At 60.1% G+C, this 24,463-nt stretch carries 18 protein-coding genes; 6 read left to right on the plus strand and 12 right to left on the minus strand.

Annotated elements, in window-relative coordinates:
* Nucleotides 1–22 precede the first annotated feature (22 nt).
* The gene (locus ACXRVY_RS04095; protein WP_223456900.1) at nt 23–1,306 is read right to left on the minus strand and encodes an aspartate aminotransferase family protein; all 1,284 of its coding nucleotides are present in this window, start codon (nt 1,304–1,306) and stop codon (nt 23–25) included.
* A gap of 169 nt (nt 1,307–1,475) precedes the next feature.
* Between ACXRVY_RS04095 and ACXRVY_RS04100 the strand changes: the two genes are divergently transcribed.
* Nucleotides 1,476–2,372 carry a LysR family transcriptional regulator gene (locus ACXRVY_RS04100; RefSeq protein ID WP_458237049.1) on the plus strand — a complete coding sequence of 299 codons (897 nt, stop codon included), beginning with the start codon at nt 1,476–1,478 and terminating at the stop codon, nt 2,370–2,372.
* Between the two features lie 259 nt (nt 2,373–2,631).
* Here ACXRVY_RS04100 and ACXRVY_RS04105 read toward each other — a convergent pair whose 3' ends face one another.
* The 4 genes from ACXRVY_RS04105 to ACXRVY_RS04120 form a co-directional block, all read right to left on the minus strand.
* Nucleotides 2,632–4,410, minus strand: a complete 1,779-nt coding sequence (locus ACXRVY_RS04105) for an acyl-CoA dehydrogenase C-terminal domain-containing protein (RefSeq protein WP_458237050.1) — start codon at nt 4,408–4,410, stop codon at nt 2,632–2,634.
* Between the two features lie 175 nt (nt 4,411–4,585).
* Nucleotides 4,586–6,382 (minus strand): acyl-CoA dehydrogenase C-terminal domain-containing protein, encoded by a 1,797-nt coding sequence (locus ACXRVY_RS04110; protein WP_223456897.1) that lies wholly within the window; start codon nt 6,380–6,382, stop codon nt 4,586–4,588.
* A gap of 85 nt (nt 6,383–6,467) precedes the next feature.
* Nucleotides 6,468–7,760 carry a GGDEF domain-containing protein gene (locus ACXRVY_RS04115; RefSeq protein WP_223456896.1) on the minus strand — a complete coding sequence of 431 codons (1,293 nt, stop codon included), beginning with the start codon at nt 7,758–7,760 and terminating at the stop codon, nt 6,468–6,470.
* Nucleotides 7,761–7,910: 150 nt separating this feature from the next.
* Nucleotides 7,911–10,046 carry a cytochrome-c peroxidase gene (locus ACXRVY_RS04120; protein WP_458237051.1) on the minus strand — a complete coding sequence of 712 codons (2,136 nt, stop codon included), beginning with the start codon at nt 10,044–10,046 and terminating at the stop codon, nt 7,911–7,913.
* A 1,107-nt stretch (nt 10,047–11,153) separates the two neighbouring features.
* Between ACXRVY_RS04120 and ACXRVY_RS04125 the strand changes: the two genes are divergently transcribed.
* Nucleotides 11,154–12,932, plus strand: coding sequence for a hypothetical protein (locus ACXRVY_RS04125; protein WP_223456892.1), 1,779 nt, complete (start codon nt 11,154–11,156; stop codon nt 12,930–12,932).
* 81 nt (nt 12,933–13,013) lie between these two features.
* Here ACXRVY_RS04125 and ACXRVY_RS04130 read toward each other — a convergent pair whose 3' ends face one another.
* The 7 genes from ACXRVY_RS04130 to bioB form a co-directional block, all read right to left on the minus strand.
* Entirely contained in the window at nt 13,014–14,819 is a 1,806-nt protein-coding gene (locus tag ACXRVY_RS04130; RefSeq protein WP_223456889.1) for a phenylacyl-CoA dehydrogenase, read from the minus strand.
* A 277-nt stretch (nt 14,820–15,096) separates the two neighbouring features.
* On the minus strand, nt 15,097–15,393 hold the full coding sequence (locus ACXRVY_RS04135) for a pyrroloquinoline quinone biosynthesis protein PqqE (protein WP_223456887.1): 297 nt from the start codon (nt 15,391–15,393) through the stop codon (nt 15,097–15,099).
* A 123-nt stretch (nt 15,394–15,516) separates the two neighbouring features.
* The gene (gene bioD, locus ACXRVY_RS04140; RefSeq protein ID WP_223456885.1) at nt 15,517–16,197 is read right to left on the minus strand and encodes a dethiobiotin synthase; all 681 of its coding nucleotides are present in this window, start codon (nt 16,195–16,197) and stop codon (nt 15,517–15,519) included.
* A complete protein-coding gene (gene bioC, locus ACXRVY_RS04145) occupies nt 16,194–17,006 on the minus strand; it encodes a malonyl-ACP O-methyltransferase BioC (RefSeq protein ID WP_223456882.1) in 813 nt (270 codons plus the stop codon). Before bioC ends, bioD begins: the two co-directional genes overlap by 4 nt.
* Nucleotides 16,999–17,730 (minus strand): alpha/beta fold hydrolase, encoded by a 732-nt coding sequence (locus ACXRVY_RS04150; RefSeq protein ID WP_223456880.1) that lies wholly within the window; start codon nt 17,728–17,730, stop codon nt 16,999–17,001. Before ACXRVY_RS04150 ends, bioC begins: the two co-directional genes overlap by 8 nt.
* Nucleotides 17,723–18,901: an 8-amino-7-oxononanoate synthase gene (bioF, locus tag ACXRVY_RS04155; RefSeq protein WP_223456878.1), complete on the minus strand. Its 1,179-nt coding sequence runs from the start codon at nt 18,899–18,901 to the stop codon at nt 17,723–17,725. The genes ACXRVY_RS04150 and bioF overlap by 8 nt, the downstream gene beginning before the upstream one ends.
* 109 nt (nt 18,902–19,010) lie before the next feature.
* Entirely contained in the window at nt 19,011–20,066 is a 1,056-nt protein-coding gene (gene bioB, locus ACXRVY_RS04160) for a biotin synthase BioB (protein WP_223456876.1), read from the minus strand.
* Nucleotides 20,067–20,159: 93 nt separating this feature from the next.
* On the opposite strand from bioB, the gene ACXRVY_RS04165 reads away from it, so the two are divergent.
* From ACXRVY_RS04165 to ACXRVY_RS04180, 4 genes are all read left to right on the plus strand, one after another.
* A complete protein-coding gene (locus tag ACXRVY_RS04165; protein WP_223456874.1) occupies nt 20,160–20,900 on the plus strand; it encodes a ComF family protein in 741 nt (246 codons plus the stop codon).
* Nucleotides 20,901–20,963: 63 nt separating this feature from the next.
* Nucleotides 20,964–21,728: a TOBE domain-containing protein gene (locus ACXRVY_RS04170; RefSeq protein WP_223456872.1), complete on the plus strand. Its 765-nt coding sequence runs from the start codon at nt 20,964–20,966 to the stop codon at nt 21,726–21,728.
* 66 nt (nt 21,729–21,794) lie between these two features.
* The gene (locus ACXRVY_RS04175) at nt 21,795–23,696 is read left to right on the plus strand and encodes a PhoX family protein (RefSeq protein WP_223456870.1); all 1,902 of its coding nucleotides are present in this window, start codon (nt 21,795–21,797) and stop codon (nt 23,694–23,696) included.
* Nucleotides 23,697–23,905: 209 nt separating this feature from the next.
* The coding region (locus ACXRVY_RS04180; RefSeq protein ID WP_458237052.1) for a serine/threonine protein kinase at nt 23,906–24,463 on the plus strand (558 nt) is incomplete at its 3' end.

A 24,463-nucleotide genomic window follows, 5' to 3' on the forward strand; every position in this document is an offset into this window, starting at 1 on the left:
AAATTGTGCAGGGCGCGCCTGATCAGACGGCAATCCCTTTACGGCACTGCAATTGCGCGGTGCGTACTCGGGAGAAGGCACGCGCCAGGCGCAGGAGCATTTCATCGATGTTGGCGTTGCTGACATTCAGCGCTGGGGTAAAGCGCAGGCAGTCGGGTTGCGGAGCATTGAGCAGCAGGCCTTCGTACAGCGCGGCCTTGACTACCGCATCAGCGGAATCGTCCGACAGCGTCAGCCCCCAAAGCAGCCCTTGTCCGCGCAACTCGCCGTGATCGTAACGATGGGCCAAACGCCCCAAGCCTTCACGCAGGTGCTGACCGGATTCTGCGACGTGATTGAGGAAAGCCTTGTCCTGCACCGTATCGAGCACTGAAAGTCCCGCAGCGGTCATCAACGCATTGCCGTGATGAGTGCCCGTCACCTCGCCAGTGTCGAAACAACAGGCCTTGCCACGCGCCAGCAACGCGGCCAATGGCACGCCGCCGCCCAACCCTTTACCGAGCACGACGATATCCGCCGTTACGCCGCAGGACTGTTCCGCGAGCAATGTGCCACAACGACCAATGCCGGTTTGCACTTCGTCGAAGATCAGCAAAATGCCGAGTTCACGGCACAAGCGTTCGACACCCTTGAGGTAATGTGCGGTGGCCGGGATCACGCCGGCTTCGCTCTGGATCGGCTCGAGCATGATCGCTACGGTCCGCTCATCCACGGCCGCATGCAACGCTGGCAAGTCATTGAAAGGAACACGACTGAAGCCTGGCAATTGCGGCTCGAATCGGTTGGTCAATGTCGAACTGTCCGACGCCGAAATCGTCGCCAGGCTACGGCCATGGCATCCGTTGTTGGCCACAATGATTCGCGACGCACCGCCACGATGCTGCTGACCCCATTTGCGCGCCAGTTTGATCGCCGCCTCACAGGCCTCGCTGCCGGTATTAAGCAGGTAGGCCTGATCACTGCCGGTGCTGGCACACAGATGTTCGGCGAGGCTGAGCATGCCGCGGTTGTACAGGCCGAAACCCGGGTTGATCAGCGATTGGGCCTGGGCAGTGATTGCATTGACCAGTACCGAAGGACTATGACCAAGACTGTTGGCCCCACCGCTCTGGGAAAAATCCAGGTACGCACGGTCATCGCTGTCCCACAACCATGAACCCTGGCCACGCACAAACACCTGTTTCGGCCGCTCGACACTGGGCATCAAGTACTCGCTGGAAAGGTTATTGCCTTGGGATGGCGGGGAGGTGTCCATGACCAGATCATCAAGACTGGGAGGACTGCGGCGCAGACTGAACAGATTCATCTGAAAAAACCTCTGATGAGGTTTTTTGCCTTACCTATGTAAACACCATCGAAGCAAAGGGTATTCATCGCGCTCTATGGCCCTGTAAGCCCTGTGAATGCGGTTAGACTAGGCTCAGACGAGGCGTTCAGCCATTTCGATTTCCCAGCATTTTCGATAAGTAATACTTATGGATTTCAAGCAACTGCGTTATTTCGTCGCGGTCTATGAAGAAGGCCACGTGGGCCGGGCCGCCGAGCGCCTGTCCATCTCCCAGCCGGCGCTGTCCCAGCAAATCCGCCACCTGGAACAAAACCTCGATGTGAGTCTGTTCGAGCGCAGCAGCAAACGCCTGTTGCCGACCCTCGCGGCCCACACGCTGTACAACCACGCATTGCCTTTGCTCGATGGCCTGCAACGGGCACGGGAAGCGCTCGGCAACTTCAAGGGTCAGGCGCTACGCACCCTGGCCATCGGTGTATTGCAGACCGTGCATACCAGCCTCGTTCCGCAGATGCTCGAGCGGGTGCGCAAGGCGCAGCCGCATCTGGTGGTGCAGATCTATGAACTGACCGGGCTGGAAATCGAGCGGCGACTGCTCAACGGTTCTCTGGATATCGGTATCGGCTRCCTGCCGCCCCGCCAGCCTGGCTTGCATGGCGTGATGCTGTACGAAGATGAACTGACCCTGGTCATTCCGGCAGAGCATCCACTGCGTGAATTCAAGAAAGTGTCCATGAGTCAGGCCGCCGAACTGCCGATGTTGTTGCTGGGCGAGGAGTTTCAGATAAGRCAGATCTGGCAGGCACAGCTGACAAGCCTGGGACGTCGCCCACAGGTGCAAGCCGAATTGAACAACATGGCCGGCATCCTCGACAGCCTGCCGCACACGCGCCTGGCGACGGTACTGCCCGGGCGTTCGCAAAAGACCCATGGCAACCACGAACTGCTGTGGAAACCCCTGAGCGAACCCCGCGTACCGCTGAGAGTCGGTTTGGTTTGTCGGGATGTGCAACGGCAGCAGGCCTCGCTGGCATTGCTGCGGACATTGCTGGAAGAAGTGATAATGGCCCGGACGGGCGCTTGAACAGCGCGCATACGCTGGATGGGACAAGCTGAAAACTTTTCTTCAGGCAAAAGAAAACCCCGCCGAAGCGGGGCTTTGCAGACTGTTTCCCTGACATCCATTTCACTCCGCCGTCCTGGCAGAATCCTACGTGTCCCTGTTGTTGCTTTGCGCTTCCTGCGCTACGTCCATGAGAAGTAGATTAGCTCTGGATCCAATTTGCATCTATGGGAGAACAGCAGCACGTTATGTAAGAGAATGCTTACATAACGTTACTTCATCAGAATTGTCCTGCATCCAGCAGGAACAACGATTCGCTACCGGCCTTCACCGACGCGCTCAACGAGTGAATACGCGGCAGCAGGCGAGCGAAATAGAACCGCGCCGTGCCCAGTTTGCTGGCGTAGAAATCGTCTTGCGCTTCCTTGCCGAAAGCCGCCTTGGCCATCAGGGCCCACATGTAGGCGTACGCCACGTAACCGAATACCTGCAGATACTCGACCGACGCCGCGCCGATTTCGTTCGGATTGCTCTTCGCACGGTCAAGCAACCACGCGGTCAATTCATCGAGGGTGGTCACTGCGTCGTTCAGCGGCTTGGTGAACTCGGCGAGGTCCGCACTCGCGGTTGCGGTAAAGTGACGAATCTCGTCGGCGAACAGGTTGTAGTACGCCCCGCCGCTGCCCACGATCTTGCGCCCGACCAGGTCCAGCGCCTGAATGCCGTTGGTGCCTTCGTAGATCTGGGTGATGCGCACGTCACGCACCAGTTGCTCCTGGCCCCACTCACGGATGTAACCGTGGCCGCCAAAGACCTGCTGGCCGTGTACGGTGGTTTCCAGGCCGAGGTCGGTCAGGAACGCCTTGGCCACCGGTGTCAGCAACGCCACCAGGTCTTCCGCACGCTTGCGGGTGGCGGCTTCTTCGCTGAACTTGGCGGTGTCCAGTTGCATCGCCACGTAGGTGGAGAACGCACGGCCACCTTCGTTCGAGGCTTTCATGGTCAGCAGCATGCGACGCACGTCCGGGTGGACGATGATCGGGTCAGCCACTTTGTCCTTGTTCTGCGCGCCGGTTGGCGCACGGCTTTGCAGACGGTCGCGGGCGTATTCCACGGCGTTCTGGTACGAGCGCTCGCCAGTGGCCAGGCCCTGGATACCGACGCCCAGTCGCTCGTAGTTCATCATGGTGAACATCGCCGCCAGGCCTTTGTTCGGTTCGCCGACCAGGTAACCCACGGCCTCATCGAAGTTCATCACGCAGGTCGCGGACGCCTGGATGCCCATCTTGTGTTCGATCGAACCGCAATTCGCCGGGTTGCGCGCGCCCAGGCTGCCATCGGCATTGACCATGAACTTCGGCACCAGGAACAGCGAAATGCCTTTCGGCCCCGCCGGTGCATCCGGCAGCTTCGCCAGCACCAGGTGGATGATGTTTGCGGTGAGGTCGTGTTCGCCACCGGTGATGAAGATCTTGGTGCCGCTGACCTTGTAGGAACCGTCGGCCTGAGGCTCGGCCTTGGTGCGAATGATCCCCAGATCCGTACCGGCGTGTGGCTCGGTCAGGCACATGGAACCGGCCCAGATGCCGGCATACATGTTCGGCAGGTACGCGGCTTTCAGCTCTTCGCTGGCGTGGGCGTTGATCGACAGGCAGGCGCCGGCGGTCAGCATCGGGTACAGGCCGAACGACAGGCTGGCGGAGTTGACCATTTCTTCAACCTGGGCCGAAACTGCTTTGGGCATGCCCATGCCACCGTAGGCCGGATCGCCACCGACACCGACCCAGCCGCCTTCAGCGTAGGTCTGATAGGCCTGTGGGAAACCTGCCGGCGTGGTGACGGCACCGTCTGCCCAATGGCAACCTTCCTCGTCCGCGGCACGGCTCAGCGGTGCGATGCTTTTGCTGGTGACTTTGCCGGCTTCTTCCAGGATGGCTTCGACCGTTTCTGCATCGACGGTTTCAGCCAGTGCAGGCAGCTCGGCMCAGAGTCTGGCGACCTCGAAAACTTCATTGAGGACGAAGCGCATATCGCGCAGGGGCGCTTTGTAGTCAGCCATGGCAAACCTCGCAAGATCTATACAGGTGATTCACAGGAAGTGTGTTTTCGTTGGGTCGGAGTGTACCCCAACAACTTTTGTGACACATAGGGTCAACTCATGACCATTTTGTTATTTTTAGTCATCAACAAAAAAGCCCGCGCAAGGCGAGCTTCGTTGTAACGGATTTATATGACTAAAGCGCAAACAACTCCGCCGGCAATTGCATCAGGCAATCGCTACCCGCCTCTATGGCCGCCCGATGAGCAGCTGTGCGTGGCAAGAGACGCTTGAAGTAAAACTCGCTGGTCGCCAGTTTGCCCCTGCAGAAGTCGCCATCGCCGCTGCCAGCATCGAGCTGCGCCTGAGCCACCAGCGCCATGCGCAACCACAGGTAGCCAAGGATGATGTAACCGCTGTACATCAGGTAATCCACCGACGCGGCACCCACTTCGTCAGGGTTTTTCATCGCGGCCATGCCGACCCTGGTGGTCAACTCACCCCACTGCTGGTTCAGTTGATTGAGCTGCGCCACATACCCGGCCAGTTGCGGATGCTCGGCATTCGCCGCGCAGAACTTGTGGACGATTTTGGTGAACCCGCGCAGCAGCTTGCCCTGGCTGCCGAGGACCTTGCGCCCGAGCAGGTCCAGCGCCTGAATGCCGTTGGTGCCCTCATAGATCGGCGCGATCCGGCAGTCGCGAACCAGTTGCTCCATGCCCCATTCGCGAATGAACCCGTGGCCGCCAAACACCTGCATGCCGTGGTTGGTCACCTCCAGGCCGGTGTCGGTCATGAAGGCTTTGCAGATCGGCGTGAGGAACGCCAACAAGTCTTCGGCATCCTGACGCGCCGTTTCGTCCGCGCTCAGGTGTGCAACGTCGAGCAACTGCGCGGTGAAGTAGGTCAGCGCGCGATTGCCTTCGTTGAAGGCTTTCATGGTCAGCAACATCCGCCGCACATCAGGGTGAACGATGATCGGGTCGGCAACTTTTTCCGGGGCTTTCGGGCCGGTCAGCGCGCGCATCTGCAAACGGTCGTTGGCGTATTTGATCGCGCCCTGGAAGCTCGCCTCGCCCAGACACAGCCCTTGCATGCCGGTGCCCAGCCGCGCGTGGTTCATCATGGTGAACATGCAGTTGAGGCCCTTGTTCGGCTCACCGATCAAAAAGCCCTTGGCCTCGTCGAAGTTCAGCACGCAGGTGGCCGAGGCCTTGATGCCCATTTTGTGTTCGATCGAGCCGCAGGACACACCGTTGCGCTCGCCCGCTTCGCCCGTCGCATCGGGCAGGAACTTGGGCACGATGAACAGCGAAATGCCCTTGGTCCCGGCCGGTGCGTCCGGCAATTTGGCCAGCACCAGGTGAATGATGTTGGCGCTCATGTCGTGCTCGCCGGCGGAGATGAAGATCTTGCTGCCAGAGATCGCGTAGCTGCCATCAGCCGCAGGCACGGCGCGGGTCTTGATGATGCCCAGGTCGGTGCCGCAATGGGCTTCGGTCAGGCACATGGTGCCGGTCCATTGGCCAGCGGTAAGCTTCTTCAAATAGGTCTGCTTCTGCGCCTCGGTGCCATGGGCGTGGATCGCCGACATCGCTCCGTGGGTCAGGCCGGGGTACATGCCCCATGAAGTGTTGCTGGAGCCCACCATCTCGCTGATCACCAGGCCCAGAGAGATCGGCAGCCCTTGACCGCCGTAAAGCGGATCCGCCGCCAAGCCATGCCAGCCGCCCTCGATATATTGGGCGAATGCCTGCTTGAAGCCCATGGGCGTTGTGACCACGCCATTGTCGAAATGACAGCCTTCTTCATCGCCGCTGCGGTTGAGCGGCGACAGCACGTTTTCGCAGAACTTCGCGCCCTCCTCGAGGATCGCATTGACCATGTCCGGGCTGGCATCGGTGGCCCCCAGCGCGGCGTAGTTGCTGTGAAAGTCGAAGACGTGGTCGATCAGAAAGCGCATGTCGCGCAAGGGAGCTTTGTACTCGGGCATGGTCATTCTCCGTCGGCAGATTTCTTCAACCTACTGCCGCCGGCCGTGCCTCACAACCACCTACCGCTCGCTGAATGCGCCATCATCACTCAACCGTAGCGGCGTCCATGCGCACGGCGCCACGGCGGTTCTGCCCGAACGCCATCACACAGTTTCGCCCGGCACCCTTGGCGCTGTAGAGCGCCTTGTCAGCGGACTTGAGCACCTCTTCAGGGGTGCGTTGATCGATCCGCTCGGCAACGCCGATACTGACTGTCACCGATACACTCGACGCCCCGGAACCGGCACGCCGCTGGCGCCCCTGATTATCGTCCTGCGGGCGGTTTTCCTGATTGCGCAGTTGAATGTTGTATGTGGCGATGGAATCGCGGATGACTTCCAGGTGCGGCAGGCACTCTTCGAGGGTCTTGCCTGCAAACACCAGGGCAAACTCCTCGCCGCCATAGCGATACGCCTTACCGCCTCCGCCGATTTTCGACAGTTTGCTGGCCACCAGCCGCAGCACCTGATCGCCTACGTCGTGGCCGTGGGTGTCGTTGAATTTCTTGAAGTGGTCGACGTCGCTCATGGCCAACACGTAGTTGCGCCCCAACCGTTGCATGCGCTCATTTAGCGCACGACGGCCTGGCAGCCCGGTCAGTTCGTCGCGGAAGGCCATTTGATAGGCTTCGTGGGCAACGGCGGCGGCGATCATCAGCATCACCTGGCTGCACATTATGTTGAGGGTGAACGGCAGGATGAAGGTTTTCGGCAACATCCAGAACAGCCCGAGCAGCCCCACCAATTGCGCGGCGTGCAGYGGTCGCGGATTGCGCCAGTATTGCCAGGCCAGCAGCAGAAACGCAGCGATGAACACCGGGTAGGACAACTGGATCAGGCTCATCCAGGCGCCATGCAAGGCGGGCCAGCGAATCTCCGACAGCCAGACCAGCAGCGCGTGCGGATAGCTTTGCTCAAGCCCCAAAGCCACGCTGCCAACCGCCAAAAGTACTGCAAAACGCGCCACCATGTCCTGGAACAGATGGGTACGCTCCTGCCAAGCCGCGAACACGCCAAACAGCAGCGGCAGCAGCAGGCAACACAAATGAAAGACCACGGCGGCATCGTCACGCACTTTGCCGTTGTCGCGGTAATAGTCGGTCTGGGTGTCGAGCAGGAAGTAGGCGATGTACACCGTGACCATCAGAAACAGTTCACGCTGGCGTCGGTAAACCGCGCAATAGGCGCCACCGAGCAACAGCACCAGGGTGGGCAGCACGTTGAACAGCGAGGTGAAGAAGACGTTCAGATCCTTGATGTACGCAGCCGCAAGCCCCGCCAGTAACAGCAGCAATGACGGCAGAAAATGACTGAAACGCACAGCGGAAGAGCGCGGCAAGGGTAAAGCTCCGACCGGTCAGATCAATAGATGGCAATGTGCCCACCACTTTAACGGCAGCCCCCCCGATTTGCTGAGTGAAATACTGAGGTATTTGTAAAAGGTCGTCACTGGCGTCCATCAGTCGCCAGTGACGCAAGGGCGATACGGTTACAGGTCGTTGTTGAACGGTTGCAGCGGCCCTTCCAGCGCTGTGCGACCTTCGGCACCGACCGGATTGAGCTGGATTTCGGCGTCCTGCGCCTRCCGGGTAGTGATCTTCGGACTGGCCGGTTTTTGCCCGACCGAGTTTTCATCACCCTTTTCGCCCTGTGGCAGTACCAGCGATGGATGGTCAAACGGCGCCCGTTCCCACGCGACCCGAGGGTCGGTAAGCCCGACTTCCATGAACTTGACCAGCGCATCCACTTCATCCGGGGCCAGGTTCAGCCGGGTCATGTCCGGATCGAGGTTCGAGCCGTTGTGCTGATTGACCGCCGGATGCACGAAGCCGCTGGTGTTGCTGGCATCTTCGCCACGCCGGTCGCCGCCGCGGTTGTAGAACTCCATCACCTGTTGCAGCGTTGCGCGACTGCCATTGTGGAAATACGGTCCGGTCAACGCGATGTTGCGCAAGGTCGGCGTCTTGAAGGCGCCATCGACCGCATCGCGGAAACCGACATTGGGCTTGAGCGTCGTATCACAAGGGATGGCCGGGCTCAAAGGCACTTCGAAGGTGCACACATCGACTTCCAGCGGGTCAGGGATCTGGCCGCCCTGCAGTACGGTGTTGTACTCACGAGTGAAGGACAACGGATTGCCCCAGGCATCCGAGCCACCGAGCGCCAGGTCTTCCGAGGTCGGACGCACCCCGGTGTTGTAGAAGCCGTTGTCATACAGTGTGGTCAGGTTGTCGGCCATGACCATGCGTTCGATCCGTTCCCGAGGATGGAACAGCAAGCGGCTGCCGGCGTTGGTCAATTCCGCACCGCCGTGGCAACTGATGCACTTGCCCTTGCCCAGGAACAGATTCATGCCCTGGACCTGCTGCTCGTTCATGGCCGTATGATCGCCCTGCAAATAGGCATCCAGCGGCGCCTGGTCCGAGATCAGCGTGGACTCATACATCTGAATCGCCAGCCCGAAGAACAACGGGAAGTTCGCCTCCATCTGGGTGTATGGCRCACCGCCCAGCAAGACCTGCTGCGTGGCATTCCACAGGCGCGGCTGGAACGCGTTCTTGATCAGTTCACGGTAGGTCGGCCGATGACCACCGGATACCGGCCCGAGTATCGAGTCGGTGGACGAGATCCGTTGCTGCTTGAGCATCAAGGTGTCGAGCATGCGCCGGCCAATGTCGGCGAAGGTACGTCCGCCGCAGGACATTTCTACCGGGCTGCCGGGAGGCCCTACCGCTTGCGAGGCGGCGGAAGCATCCTTGAGCGCCAGCCTGACTTTGGTCGCCACGCCACCGCGATCGCTGGTCACGAAAATCCCGGCGTCAGGGTCGCGATTGCCGAACGGCGAGAAGCCATTGAATACGTTATTGGCCCGGCCATCCCAGAAGTTGCGCACGTTGAACGCAGCGTTGATCACCGTTGGCGCATTGCGCCCGGTGCTACGGCGAACATTGATACCGCCCACCTGGAAGATACCGTCCGGTTGCTGAATGCACTTGTCGAACCGCGACTGATTGGGCTTGACGAAGTTGGCGTCGAACACGCCTTGGGAGCCGATGACATCATCGCTTGAATAGACAATCGCCGAGTTGCGATCCAGCGGATCGGCCAGCACGTGGGTCGGGAAGTCGCTTTTCTTCAGCAGGTAGTTCGGACCGCCCTTGCCACCGGACCTGGTGGTGTAGCTCGGCACGTCGCCCGGAATATCCGACGCGGTGAACGGTTTGTTGAAGATCGACGAGACGTTCGCGTTGGTATTCGCCTGGCCCGGGTTGATCTGGTTGGTGGTGCGGTGATCGACACCCGCGTGGAAGTGGCAGGACGCGCAAGCGGTGGAGCCGTCACTGCCGATCTCCATGTCCCAGAACAGTGCCTTGCCCAGGAGCACTGCCGCCGAGCGATTGAGCACGTAGTCGGTCATCAGGTCGACCTTGCGCCCGCCTTCGGTTCCCGAAGGGTCGGGAGGCGTCATGCCGCGCAGTGACTGCAGACCAGGCACGTCCGGCACGGCCGGAACGACCGGGTCTGCGGCCCAAACGCTCATGACGGGCAGGCCAATGGCGAAGAGTGTCATCACCATTGCACGGGGCAAGCAGGTGGTTCGAAAGATGCTCAAATAATTAAACATGACGACGTTCCCGATTCAGTACGGAGTAGTCAGGCTCCGCGGTTGCCCTGTTGCGAGATGAGCTCATCGCCATGAATGTTGCTGCTCGCTCGAGTAACCACATCAACTTGAAGTTGCATGGACAATGCGAGACCCAACTGGCAAAGCACTCTCGTGGCCCAGGCCTTTTTAAAAAATGATATTTGGCACTACTGGATAGCGCTTGATGCAACTCTAGCTGCAACAAAACATTTCAACATGAAAATTTCTACATTTTTCATTTAAGTCAAATCAAGAAACCCTACTATCAACAGCAACTGCGCACTATTCCTCAGTTCTGGTTAAACTTCACCCAATTATTGGGTGCCATTCCCCAAACAGCCCGCATCCGGTGATCACCAACGACTTCTAAAAGCCAGCATTTAAAGGGCATCACGTCACCAGACTGCGTTTTTTTGAAGCTGGCAGAGTATTTGCTCATCCAAATACCCCGGTGTAAACGGCACTTAAAAAACACCTGTAAAACCGCATCGCCAGCCAAAAAAAACATCCATCAAACATATAAAACCCATTCGTGCGCAAGTTGCACTGCGTTAGCTATTGTCTTTTTATTTATACCTCCCATACACGACTATTTTTTCTCCACCCTCTTCACCCCCCTTTTGCACACCTGCGACTTTAGTAGTATTTAACAGACAACACTTCTCAACTACCACTAACGGAGACACACCTACTAAAACTTTTCACAGCACTCCAAATTTGGGCATATATACCCACCTACTTTGGCGTTAATCACATAACTATAACTATGTGTATATCACCAACATCAGCGCAGCCCGCATTTTTACTGGCTAACAAGGCGACTGAACCAATCAGGCACGACTACTGCTAGGTGCCCCTCAGGCTCAAGGAAATGTCTCTCGCGTTTGCGTCCGTAACCGGCCAACGCAACGCAGGTGAAAGCATCCGAACGGCAAGTGTCGACCGTACACAGGCACTTACCCCGCTGGATCGAGCCCCAATTCGACACTCACGGCTTTGCGTTTTTCTTGCGCAGGATTCAGCGCATCAGCAGATCCGCGATCTCGATCGGCCGGCAATTGGTCCTGCAAGATTCTGGAGTGAGCCATGAGCTTATCTTTGTTCGAAAAAACGCTCGCCATACCGCTGCTGCCTCACAAACGATTCAACGGCATCTTCAGTCGCCATGCTCTGCTCGCCGGTGCCGTCGCTGTCGCACTGGCCATTGGTGGTGGAGATGCATTTGCCAAAAACGGAGCTGGCGGTGGCGGTGGCGGTGGTGGCGGGACTGCCAAGCCCCCGGGTTTGCCCTCGCCGTTCACGACACCCACACTGCCCGATCCGATTTTTACAAACCCGACTGCGATTCATGGGTTTGACGTTACCGGCTTTATCCAAAACATGACCCTGGACACCACCAATGCGAATTGCCCCAATACCAGCGACCCGGGCCGCTTTGGGGGGACCGTCCAGTTGAACGGCGTCACGATTGTTGTCCCTTGCAACACCGTTATGCAGATGCCGGCCAACACCCTGACCTGGGCCGACTTCGTCAGGGTTGGAACCCTGGCGCTCGGAAAATCACCGGCAGCCTACCCCTCGTTCGAGATCCATGTGGTAGGTAATACTGTCTCCAACAAGCAAATTGCCGGGCTGATCTTTGTCTCCCAGCAATCAGTCAATGCGGGCAGCGGTGTCATCACCCGGATCGACTACACCAACGGCAACCTCGAAGTTGACAGCGGAAACCCGACGCAACCCACGATCATTCAGATCAACGATCCGAATGGACGTTTTGGCCGTGCCCAAAGCCCCGACCCACGCTTCTCCGTCGATGATGCCAACCCGACCATCCATGCCGCCACCGGCTACCCGATGTGCGTGCCGCGCACGATTTCCGGGGACGATGCACTCTGCCCACAGAAAAACCGGCCACAAGTGGTCACCCCGACCACGACCAACAACTGCCGCAACTTCAGCCAGGCCGGCGTCACGCCTCCGGCCAGTGGAGAGCTCTCGGGTCCAGCGGTGGGGCAGGTCTATTGCAGCCAGTACGTCATGAAGAGATTCAGCGATGCTACACGCACGGCGACGGACCCCGACCCGACACAACAGGCACCCTTCGAAGTCGGCGACTTCATCAGCTGGTCCGGTACTCTGTTCAAGTCAGCAACAACGGGGCTCCCGGACTTCATCTCTGCACACACGATCGAGGCGAATGTCGGGATCTACACTCAGCCTGGTTCGCAGCCCAGCTACCTGGCTATCGGGGAATTTGGCATCGGTACGGCCGACCCGGCCGCAACGGCCATCAGCGGAGTAGCCCAAGAGACGCAGGACCGGATTTTCCTTGAAGCCTCGACCACCGACATCCAGACCCCGGTCGATATCTATCTGATAGATGTCAATCCATCGACAGGTGTGCAAACCAATCGCTGGATTACACCCTATGAGATGACGGGTGAATGCAACCCTGGGCTTGGCCTTGCGGCCAGTTGCCTGGGAGCCTCGGGTGGTATTACCACACAGAACACGGGGGCCCAGCCACAACGCGCCAGATTACGCGCGACCAAAGCGCCCACCGGGCTACTTAGCCAGCCGACACGTACCTTGCGCGTTGTTGCACGGTCACTTTGCGTTCCACAGCAAAGCTTATCCCAGGCCGGCGTGGACGGTTGCATCCAGAATGCGGGCAGGCTGACCGTCGCCAATGGGCTGATTGCCGGACAGTATGTGGCGCCGGTGTTCGAGTTCATCTTTCCGGAAGGTGTCAAGCCTGGCGATCCCGTCGTCCCGAACGACTTCTGGCACCTGCCGTTCATACGTAACGGCGAAGGCGTGAGTACCCCGACTGGCGTCGGCCCCCTGGACCCGACGCCATGGTGATCAAAGCCTGACCACAGCGCACAAAAAAACCGCCGCTCCCGGAGGAAGCGGCGGTTTCTTTATGAAGGACTGCGCCAGGACTTAGTAGCCCAGGTCGAAGTTCTCTTCTTTCATGTCCATCAGGTTGTTGGCGCCCGACAGCATGGTGACAACGTGAGTGCGGGTACGCGGCAGGATGCGCTGGAAGTAGAAACGCGCAGTCTGCAACTTGGCGGTGTAGAAGGCCTCTTCGGAAGTGCCGGCAGCCAGTTTCTCGGCAGCCAGACGCGCCATGTCAGCCCAGAAGTAGGCCAGGCAGGCGTAACCGGAGTACATCAGATAGTCCACGGAGGCCGCGCCGACTTCTTCGCGATCTTTCATGGCAGCCATACCGACCTTCATGGTCAGTTCGCCCCATTCCTTGTTCAGTGCAGCCAGCGGTGCGACGAACTCTTGAACCGCTTCGTTGCCTTCGTTGGTCTGGCAGAATTTGTGGACGATCTTGGTGAAGCCTTTCAGAGCCTCGCCTTGGGTCATCAGCACTTTACGGCCCAGCAGGTCGAGTGCCTGGATACCGGTGGTGCCTTCGTACAGCATCGAGATGCGGCTGTCGCGAACGTTCTGCTCCATGCCCCACTCGGCGATGAAGCCGTGACCGCCGTAGATCTGCACGCCGTGGTTGGCCGCTTCGAAACCGACTTCAGTCATGAAGGCCTTGGCGATTGGCGTCATGAAGGCCAGCAGTGCGTCGGCTTTCTTCTTCTCTTCTTCATCTACGCCGTACTTGACGATGTCGACCTGCTTGGCGGTGAAGTAAACCATCGCACGGTTGCCTTCGGCGAATGCCTTCATGGTCAACAGCATGCGACGTACGTCAGGGTGCACGATGATCGGGTCAGCGGCTTTGTCCGGCGCTTTCGGGCCAGTCAGCGAGCGCATTTGCAGACGGTCACGAGCGTATTTCAGGCCGCCCTGAAAACCGACTTCGGCGTGGGCCAAGCCTTGCAGCGCGGTACCCAGACGTGCGGTATTCATGAAGGTGAACATGCAGTTCAGGCCTTTGTTCGCCGGGCCGATCAGGAAACCGGTGGCGCCGTCGAAGTTCATCACGCAGGTGGCGTTGCCGTGGATGCCCATCTTGTGTTCCAGGGAACCGCAGGACACGGCGTTACGCGCACCGATCGAACCATCGGCGTTCGGCATGAACTTCGGCACGATGAACAGAGAGATGCCTTTGGTGCCAGCCGGTGCATCCGGCAGGCGGGCCAGTACGATGTGGACGATGTTGTCGGCCATGTCGTGTTCACCGGCCGAGATGAAGATCTTGGTGCCGGAAACCTTGTAGGAACCGTCGGCCTGAGGCTCGGCCTTGGTGCGCAGCATGCCAAGGTCGGTGCCGCAGTGCGGCTCGGTCAGGCACATGGTGCCGGTCCACTCGCCGGAAACCAGCTTGGTCAGGTAAGCCTCTTGCTGCTCAGGGGTACCGTGCTCGGAGATGGTGTTCATCGCACCGTGCGACAGGCCCGGGTACATGCCCCACGACCAGTTGGCCTCGCCAACCATTTCGCTGACCGCCAGACCCAGGGATTCCGGCAGGCCTTGGCCGCCGTGCGCAACGTCGTGGGCCAGGCTTGGCCAGCCGCCTTCGACGAATTGCTTGTAGGCTTCCTTGAAGCCAGTCGGGGTCTTGACGCCGGACTCGCTCCAGGTACAACCCTCGATGTCGCCCACACGGTTCAGCGGAGCCAGTACCTGTTCACAAAACTTGGCACCCTCCTCAAGAATGGCGTCAACCATGTCCGGAGTTGCGTCGGCACAAGCCGGAAGGCTCTGATAGTGCGCTTCGTAGCCGAGCAGTTCGTCACGAACGAAGCGAATATCACGCAAGGGGGCCTTGTAGTCAGGCATAGCGATAAACCTCTGCTGATGTAACCGGGAATGGACGACCGCATTGATTTGTTGTTGCGATCAAACAGTTGTTTGAAACATACGTTTACGCCCAATTCTTGTCAAGCGTCGATCTTTTGCCGTTCGTCATCGCAGGCTTGGACACACAGGCACACGACAGCGCAGCCGCGCTTTCAAAGCGGCCAGCCATGCGGAAAAGATTAGTTGAGGAAGAAAGACTTACGCAGAAAAACGCCGCGAACGGGCGCGGCGCTGGAGAGTACGGATTCTGTAAAAATCAAGCGAAGGTATCGATCAACGTTCCGAGCACTTCATCGGCTGCCTTGGCGACTTTCACGCCCAGCTCCGCCTGAATCTTGCCTTGGGCCATTTCGACCACGTTGCTGCTCAGGTCCGATTGCTGGCTGCGATCAACCGATCGCAGACGATCGACCTGCGCCTCGGAGGACTGGCTGGTGACCGATCGCTCGATCGTCATGTTGGCGATCTGCCCGGCGGCTTGATCGACACGGTTCAGCCCTGCCTGAAGGGTGCTCAGACCTGCATAAAAAGCGCTGCTTCCTGAGATTTCCATGGGAAAACTCGTCCTTTCAAAGGATGAACAGCGGCCATTGAAGCAGAGTGGCCGGCAAAACACTCGACAAAAACACTAATGGCACAGTGCCTTATCATAGGCAAAACCCGCATTGCAAAAACGTCAGTCCAACAGGTCCAGTTGCAAGTACTCGGCCACTGCCTCGGCCGTAACGGCCTTGAGTTTAGGCACACGCCCCAGGCACGGCGCCGGGAGGCGCTCGGCAAGGGTGGCGAGGTTTTCTTCCAGCCGCGAGGTTTTCGGGTCGATGATGTTGGCCACCCATCCCGCCAGTTGCAAACCGTCCCGGGCAATCGCTTCGGCGGTCAGCAAGGCATGGCTGATACAGCCCAATCGCACGCCGACCACCAGAATCACCGGCAGCTTCAATGCGATGGCGAGGTCCGACAGATTGTCCTGATCCGCCAAGGGTACGCGCCATCCGCCGGCGCCTTCGATCAGGGTGAAGTCCGCCTGCATACCCAGAATCTGCCGCATTGGCGCCAGCAACGACTGCACCGTCAGCGCCACACCCGCCTCTCGCGCCGCCAGGTGCGGGGCGATGGCCGGTTCGAAGGCCACCGGATTGACCTGGGCATACGTCAGCGGCAGCGAACACTCCGCCAGCAAGGCCAGCGCATCGGCGTTGCGCAGGCCTTTGGGCGTCACGTCGCAACCGGAAGCGACCGGCTTGCCCGCCGCCGTGCTCAAGCCCGCCGAACGCGCCGCATGCAGCAGGCCAGCAGCGACCGTGGTTTTACCGACATCGGTATCCGTGCCGGCGATGAAATAGGCTGCGCTCATAAGGGTTTCTCCAATACGGCGTACACCACTTGATAAGTCGCCGGCAGTCCCTGAGCCCGACGAAACTGCTCGTAAGCCTCGATCAAACCCAAAATCCGCGCTCGCCCGGTCAAGCCGCCCGGCCGTCCGGGATTGAGGTTGTGCGCGCCCAGCGCCTTGAGTTCATGGGTCAGGCTGCGCACATCCGGGTAATGCAGCACATGCGGCAGATTTTGCAGACTGACGACCCGTAAACCACTGGCAGCGCACAACTGCTGATAAACACCAAACTCCCGGAAGCGGTTTACGTGCACCATGCCATCGACCTGCCGCCAGCTGTCGCGCAGTTCAAACAACGTCCCTGCACAAAGACTAGCAAACGCGAAGATGCCGCCCGGTTTCAGCACTCGAAAAGCTTCACTGAGCACCGAGTCGAAGTCCGCGCACCACTGCACCGCCAGGCTGGAGAAGATCAGCTCGCAGGTCGAATCCTGCAGTGGCAAACGCTCGGCATCGCCAGCCACGAAGTGCGTGGCACCGCCCAATGGCCGGGCGTGCTCGAGCATGCCTTCGGCGATGTCCAGCGCCACCCCGTGGCTGCTTGGAAATTGCTCACCCAGGGCACGACTGAAATGCCCGGTGCCGCAGCCCAGATCCAGCCAATGCTGCGGTACAAAGCCCTGTGGCAAGCGCCTGAGCAATTGGCTGCCCACATCACGCTGCAACTCGGCCACGCTGTCGTAGCTTGCCGCTGCGCGGGAGAATGACGCGGCTACCTGGCGCTTGTCTGGCAAGGCGCCGGGCAGGTTGGGAAAGGATAAATCAGTCATCACCGGACTCATGCAAAAAGGCCTGGATCGCCCCCGCCACACCGTGGGGATCCTCCAGAAGAAACGCGTGGCCGGCCTGTTCAATCAGACCGATTTCGACATCCGGCAGCAATGCCAACAACTCGCCCGCCGCCTCCACCGGCACCAGCCCGTCGAGGCCGGCGAACAGATGCAGTTGCGGACCGCGGAACGATTGCAGTGCCTGTCGTGTATCCAGTTGCGCGAGCACTTGCAGACCACTGAGCAGCACCGGCGCGGCGGTGTTCGGGGCGCCACCGAGCAACAACCGCGACAATCCGCGCGGGTCTTCGGCGCCTTGGGCGCAGAGCAGTGAAAAGCGTTTCAACGTCGCGCGCGGATCGGCTGAACATGCCGCCAGAAACGCATCGAAGGTTTCCCCGGACATTGCGCTTGACCATTGTTCATGAGCGACAAAAGAAGCGTTGCTGGCCAGGGAAAACACACCACAGCAGCGATCGCCACGCCGGGCCGCCAACTCGCAGGCGAGCATGCCGCCCAATGACCAGCCGCCCAGCCAGGCGTCTTGCGGCAAGGTCGAATCAAGCTCATCGAGCCACTCTTCAAGATCGCTCGACTCCAGCTCCGGCAACGGCTCTATCTCGACATGCAGGTGCTCATCCAGGCCGCGCAAGGCTGCCGCCAGAGGCTCCAGCGGTGAAACGCCAAGGCCCCAGCCGGGCAGCAGAATCAGACGATCACGCATGGCTTGGCTCCGACTGCAGTTGTTGAAAACAATCGGCCAGTCCGTTTAACAATAGCTGTACTTGAGCTTCGCTGTGGGCAGCCGTCAGCGTGACCCGCAGTCGGGCGCTGCCGGCGGGTACGGTCGGCGGGCGAATCGCAGTCACCATCAACCCGCGTTCACGCAGCATTTGCGAAAGGCGCACCGCGCGCCCCGCGTCGCCGATCATGATCGGCTGGATCGGCGTGAAGCTGTCCATGAGTTCCAGGCCAATCTGTTCGGCGCCCTGGCGGAACTGGCGGATCAGTGTCTGCAAATGCTCGCGACGCCAGTGTTCGCTGCGCAGCAGTTCCAGGCTTTTCAACGTGGCGCAGGCCAGCGCGGGTGGCTGGCTGGTAGTGTAGATGTAGGGGCGGGCGAACTGGATCAGGCTTTCGATCAGCTCGTCGCTGCCAGCCACAAAGGCACCCGCCGTACCGAACGCCTTGCCGAGGGTGCCGACCAACACGGGAACGTCATCCTGGCTCAAGCCGAAGTGTTCGACGATGCCGCCACCGTTGGCACCCAGTGGTCCAAAACCGTGGGCATCGTCGACCATCAACCAGGCGCCTTTGGCCTTTGCCTCTCGAGCCAGCGCAGGCAGGTCGGCGATATCACCGTCCATGCTGAACACGCCGTCGGTGACCACCAGCGTATTGCCGGTGGCTTTTTCCAGGCGTTTGGCCAGGCTCACCGGGTCGTTGTGCAAGTAGCGATTGAACCGCGCGCCGGACAGCAGCCCCGCGTCGAGCAGCGACGCATGATTGAGCCGGTCTTCGAGCACCGTATCGCCCTGCCCCACCAGCGCCGTGACCGCACCGAGGTTGGCCATGTAACCGGTGGTGAACAGCAACGCGCGAGGGCGACCGGTCAGGTCGGCCAACGCTTCTTCCAGGGCATGGTGCGGGGAGCTATGGCCGACGACCAAGTGTGACGCCCCTCCGCCCACACCCCACTTCAAGGCGCCAGCACGCCAGGCTTCGATCACTTGCGGATGATTGGCCAGGCCCAGGTAGTCGTTGTTACAGAACGCCAGCAACGGCTGGCCATCGACCACCACTTGCGGCCCCTGCGGGCTTTCGAGCAGCGGTCGCTGGCGGTAGAGGTTTTCGGCACGACGGGCAGCAAGGCGTGCGGCGAGATCGAAAGACATGCAGGCCTCGACGTTCAGATCACAGAAATCAAAATGAATGCGATCCCTGTGGGAGCGAGCTTGCTCCCACAGTGTTTTGCATTCCAATCAGAAGAGTCGGTGGATGGATTTAAACCGCCGCGTTATAGAACTGCTCGCTGCTCTTCTGCTCCACCAGCGCCTGCTCGATAGCTGCCTGATGCACTTCGTCGGCGTGCTCTTCGCGGGCTTCCGGCAGGATGCCCAGTCGCGAGAACAGTTGCATGTCCTTGTCGGCCTGCGGGTTGGCGGTGGTCAGCAGTTTTTCGCCGTAGAAAATCGAGTTGGCGCCAGCAAAGAACGCCAGGGCCTGCATCTGTTCGTTCATGGCTTCGCGGCCGGCGGACAGGCGCACGTGGGATTGCGGCATCAGGATGCGCGCGACGGCGAGCATGCGGATGAAGTCGAACGGATCGACGTCGTCGGCATTTTCCAGCGGTGTACCGGCGACTTTCACCAGCATGTTGATCGGCACCGACTCCGGATGCTCCGGCAGGTTGGCCAGCTGTATCAGCAGGTTGGCGCGGTCGTCCAGCGACTCGCCCATGCCAAGAATGCCGCCGGAGCAGATCTTCATCCCCGATTCACGCACATACGCCAGGGTTTGCAGGCGCTCACTGTAGGTGCGGGTGGTGATGATGCTGCCGTAGAACTCAGGCGAGGTGTCGAGGTTGTGGTTGTAATAGTCGAGGCCGGCATTGGCCAGCGCTTCGGTCTGCTCCTGATCCAGGCGACCGAGGGTCATGCAGGTTTCCAGGCCCATGGCCTTCACGCCTTCGACCATTTTCAGCACGTAAGGCATGTCTTTGGCCGACGGGTGCTTCCACGCCGCGCCCATGCAGAAACGGGTCGAACCGATGGCCTTGGCGCGAGCGGCCTCTTCGAGGACCTTTTGCACTTCCATCAGTTTTTCTTTTTCCAGGCCGGTGTTGTAGTGACCGGACTGTGGACAATATTTGCAATCTTCCGGGCAGGCGCCGGTTTTGATCGACAGCAGGGTCGACACCTGGACGCGGTTGGCGTCGAAATGCGCACGGTGCACTGTCTGCGCCTGAAACAGCAGGTCGTTGAATGGCTGTACGAAGAGCGCTTTGACTTCGGCTAAAGTCCAGTCATGACGCAGGGTTGCAGTGGTGCTGGCGCTCATGGGCGATTCCTTTATTCAGGCTTGGCAAGCGGCCGGGGGAACGGAATACCCACAGGCACGACACGGATGTTTCGGCATGTTTAAGGAAGAGTGATGCGCTGTCAACCTCAATACGAAGGACTGGTTTACATCTGGTTAAAAAACAAACAACCATGTCTTCTATGCGATGAAACGGCCGACGGCATTGTCCCTGTCTGCACGGCCTGCGAAACCGAGTTGCCCTGGCTCGGCGATCACTGCCAGACCTGCGCCCTGCCGCTTCCGGCCGTAGGCCTGACCTGCGGATATTGCCTGAAGCAGCCACCCGCCTTCGAACAAGTGATTGCCCCCTGGACCTACAGCTTTCCGGTAGACAGCTTGATTACCCGCTTCAAGCACAGTGCAAAGTGGCCGTTTGGCCGCCTGCTCGCCGAACTTCTTGCTCAATACCTGAAACATCGCTTCGAAGACGATCTGCAGCGACCCGATGCGCTGATCCCGGTGCCGCTGGCAACCCGGCGCCTGCGCAAACGCGGGTTCAATCAGGCGGCGATGCTGGCCCAGTGGCTGGGTACGAGTCTCGATATCCCTTGCGACGAACGGTTGCTGCTGCGAACCCAGGACACCGACGCCCAACAGGCATTGAAYGCCGAAGCACGCCGAAAGAACCTGCGCAACGCTTTCGCCCTGGCGTCCGGCGCGGTCGTCAAAGGCCAGCACCTGGCCCTGATCGACGACGTCCTGACCACCGGTGCCACGGCCCAGGCCCTGGCTCGCCTGCTGATGGACGCCGGTGCGGCAAGGGTCGACGTCTATTGCCTGGCCCGCACGCCCAAACCCGGCGAAACACCCTGACTTGACTCGCGCGGCCCAAGCGGCCAACGTCCTCACCATCGTTACCACCCAAAGCGACTTGTCATGTCCTTGCCTACCTTGTTGTCCCAGCACATTGTCCGCCGTCCGCAGCGCATCGCCCTGCTGCAGCACATCGCCGAACAAGGCTCGATCACCCGCGCGGCAAAAAGCGCAGGCCTGAGCTACAAGGCCGCCTGGGATGCGATCGATGAGCTGAACAACCTGGCGCAGAAGCCGCTGGTGGAGCGGATTGTCGGTGGCAAGGGCGGTGGTGGTGCACGCCTGTCCATCGAAGGTCAGCGCGTATTGCGCCTGTACCAGAAGCTGCAAGCCTTGCAGGCTCAAGTGCTGGAAGCCGCTGAAGACGCCAGCGACCTGGACCTGCTCGGGCGCTTGATGCTGCGCACCAGCGCGCGCAATCAGTTGCATGGCAAGGTGGTGGCGATCGAACCTCAGGGGCGCAACGACCTGATTCGCCTCAAGGTCGCCGAAGGCGTGATCGTCGACGCGCAAATCACCCACGACAGCACCGAACGCCTGGAACTGCACATCGGYACCGAAGTCGTGGCACTGATCAAGGCCGGCTGGCTCGATGTACTGGGAATCGATTCCGCAGAAACGCCTGGAAACAATTGCCTGAAAGGCACCATCGAGAAGATTCTCGACGCCGACGATGGCCCCAGCGAAGTACGCATCACCCTGCCCAGCGGCTTGTCACTATGCGCCCTGGCCGAGCCGAGGCATCTGCAGGCATTGGGGCTGACGTGCGGCAAACCGGTGCGCGTGGAGTTTTCGCCGTCCAGGGTTCTGTTGGGCACGCCGCTGTAAGCAAAACCGTAACAAAAGGTTCATTACTCAGCATTAAGGTGTCTGCAAAACCGCAGGGAGCCTGAAATGAGTCTATTAGAAGAAAACCAGTCCACCGACCTCGAAACCATGGTCGGCCTCAGCCGCCGCGGCTTCATCAGCGCAGGTGCCCTGTGCGGCGCGGCGATGTTCCTCGGCGGCAATCTGCTGAGCCGCAGCGTGATGGCTGCCAGTGTCAGCGCCGGCAACAGCCAGTTGCTGGGCTTCGACAGCATCCCCGCCGCCACCAGCGACTCCATCACCCTGCCAGCGGGCTACAAGTCCTCGGTGCTGATCAGCTGGGGCCAGCCTCTGCACAAGGACGGCCCGGTGTTCGACCTGAGCGGCAATGGCAGCGCTGAACATCAGGAAGCCCAGTTCGGCGACAACAACGACGGCATGAGCCTGTTCGAGTTTCCCGGTGAAAAAGACCGGGCGCTGATGGCAATCAACAACGAATACACCAACTACCGCTACCTCTACGCCCACGGCGGCATGCCGCAATCGGCGGAAGAAGTGCGCAAGGCACTGGCCTGCGAAGGTGTGTCGGTGATTGAAGTGCAGCGCAAGAACGGCCAATGGCAGTTTGTCCAGGGCTCGCGCTACAACCGCCGCATTCACGGCAACGCACCGATCAGCCTGAGCGGCCCTGCCGCCGGACATGCCCTGCTGAAAACCAGCGCCGACCCACACGGCAAGAACGTCCTCGGCACGTTCCAGAACTGTGCCAACGGCAAGACACCGTGGGGCACCTATCTGACCTGCGAAGAGAACTTCACCGACTGCTTCGGCAGCAGCAACGCCGAGCAGAAATTCGACCCGGCGCAAAAACGCTACGGCGCGGTGGTGACCAGCAAAGAGATCAACTGGCATCATCACGATGAGCGCTTCGACCTGGCCAAGAACCCCAACGAACTCAACCGTCACGGCTGGGTGGTGGAGATCGATCCGTTCGATCCGAAGTCGACGCCGGTCAAACGCACGGCCCTGGGGCGCTTCAAACACGAAAACGCCGCCCTGGCCGAAACCGGCGACGGTCATGCCGTGGTGTACATGGGCGACGATGAGCGCGGTGAGTTCATCTACAAATTCGTCAGCCGCGACAAGATCGACCACAAGAACCCCAAGGCCAACCGCGACATTCTCGATCACGGCACCTTGTACGTGGCGCGTTTCGATGCGGGCGACGGCAACGCCGATCACCCGAAAGGCCAGGGTGAATGGATCGAACTGACCCATGGCAAAAACGGCATCGACGCCAGCAACGGCTTTGCCGATCAGGCCGAAGTGCTGATCCACGCCCGTCTCGCAGCCAGCGTGGTGAAAGCCACGCGTATGGACCGCCCGGAATGGATCGTGGTCAGCCCCAAGGATGGCCAGGTTTACTGCACGCTGACCAACAACGCCAAACGTGGCGAAGACGGGCAACCGGTGGGCGGGCCGAACCCACGCGAAAAGAACGTCTACGGCCAGATCCTGCGCTGGCGCACCGAGCGTGATGATCACGCCTCGCACACCTTTGCCTGGGACCTGTTCGTGGTGGCCGGCAACCCGGGTGCGCATGCCGGTACGCCAAAGGCCGGCTCGTCGAACATCACGCCGCAGAACATGTTCAACAGCCCGGACGGCCTGGGCTTCGACAAGGCCGGACGCTTGTGGATTCTGACTGACGGTGATGTGAGCAATGCCGGTGACTTTGCCGGCATGGGCAATAACCAGATGCTCTGCGCCGATCCTGCGACCGGCGAGATTCGCCGTTTCATGGTCGGGCCGGTAGGTTGTGAAGTGACCGGGATCAGCTTCTCGCCGGATCAGAAAACCCTGTTTGTCGGGATTCAGCATCCGGGTGAAAACGGCGGTTCAACCTTCCCCGAGCATCTGCCTAATGGCAAGCCGCGGTCTTCGGTAATGGCGATTACCCGGGAAGATGGCGGGATCGTCGGCGCCTGATCCGGCCTCTTCGCGGGCAAGCCCGCTCCCACAGGATTGGCGCGATTTCAAATCTGGCGCATGACCTGTGGGAGCGAGCTTGCTCCGGGCGGCGTTCCGACGATGGCGTCAGCCCAGACACCACACATCTCAGTCCAGCCACTAAAACCCCACCGTCTGCGCTACCATGCCTGGCCGGACGCAGCAGCCTGCTGCGCGCAGGAGTCAGCATGGCCCACCCGTTTGAAACCCTTACGCCAGACCTCGTACTCGACGCCGTCGAAAGCATCGGCTTTCTTAGCGACGCGCGCATCCTGGCGCTCAACAGCTACGAGAACCGCGTCTATCAGGTCGGTATCGAAGACGCCGAGCCACTGATCGCCAAGTTCTACCGGCCGCAACGCTGGAGCAACGAAGCGATTCTGGAAGAGCACCAGTTCACCGCCGAACTCGCCGACTGCGAGGTGCCAGTGGTGGCGCCGTTGATCCATAACGGTGAAACCCTGCACGAACACAACGGTTTCCGTTTCACCCTGTTCCCCCGCCGTGGTGGCCGCGCGCCGGAGCCGGGCAATCTCGACCAGTTGTATCGCCTGGGCCAGTTGCTCGGGCGCCTGCATGCGGTCGGCTCGACCCGGCCATTCGAGCACCGTGAAGCACTGGCGGTGAAAAATTTCGGCCATGATTCGCTGGCCACGTTGCTCGACGGCAATTTCATCCCCCGCAGTCTGCTGCCGGCCTACGAATCGGTGGCCCGCGATCTGCTCAAGCGTGTGGAAGATGCCTAC

The organism is Pseudomonas sp. P5_A2_2 (genome assembly GCF_054177685.1).

Excerpts from the sequence above, each read along its gene's own strand:
- ACXRVY_RS04125 (WP_223456892.1), top strand. The coding sequence starts at position 11,154 with ATGAGCTTATCTTTGTTCGAAAAAACGCTCGCCATACCGCTGCTGCCT.
- bioD (WP_223456885.1), bottom strand. The coding sequence starts at position 16,197 with ATGAGCGCAGCCTATTTCATCGCCGGCACGGATACCGATGTCGGTAAA.
- ACXRVY_RS04150 (WP_223456880.1), bottom strand. The coding sequence starts at position 17,730 with ATGCGTGATCGTCTGATTCTGCTGCCCGGCTGGGGCCTTGGCGTTTCA.
- ACXRVY_RS04135 (WP_223456887.1), bottom strand. The coding sequence starts at position 15,393 with ATGGAAATCTCAGGAAGCAGCGCTTTTTATGCAGGTCTGAGCACCCTT.
- ACXRVY_RS04095 (WP_223456900.1), bottom strand. The coding sequence starts at position 1,306 with ATGAATCTGTTCAGTCTGCGCCGCAGTCCTCCCAGTCTTGATGATCTG.
- ACXRVY_RS04130 (WP_223456889.1), bottom strand. The coding sequence starts at position 14,819 with ATGCCTGACTACAAGGCCCCCTTGCGTGATATTCGCTTCGTTCGTGAC.
- bioC (WP_223456882.1), bottom strand. The coding sequence starts at position 17,006 with ATGACTGATTTATCCTTTCCCAACCTGCCCGGCGCCTTGCCAGACAAG.
- bioF (WP_223456878.1), bottom strand. The coding sequence starts at position 18,901 with ATGTCTTTCGATCTCGCCGCACGCCTTGCTGCCCGTCGTGCCGAAAAC.
- bioB (WP_223456876.1), bottom strand. The coding sequence starts at position 20,066 with ATGAGCGCCAGCACCACTGCAACCCTGCGTCATGACTGGACTTTAGCC.
- ACXRVY_RS04110 (WP_223456897.1), bottom strand. The coding sequence starts at position 6,382 with ATGCCCGAGTACAAAGCTCCCTTGCGCGACATGCGCTTTCTGATCGAC.
- ACXRVY_RS04175 (WP_223456870.1), top strand. The coding sequence starts at position 21,795 with ATGAGTCTATTAGAAGAAAACCAGTCCACCGACCTCGAAACCATGGTC.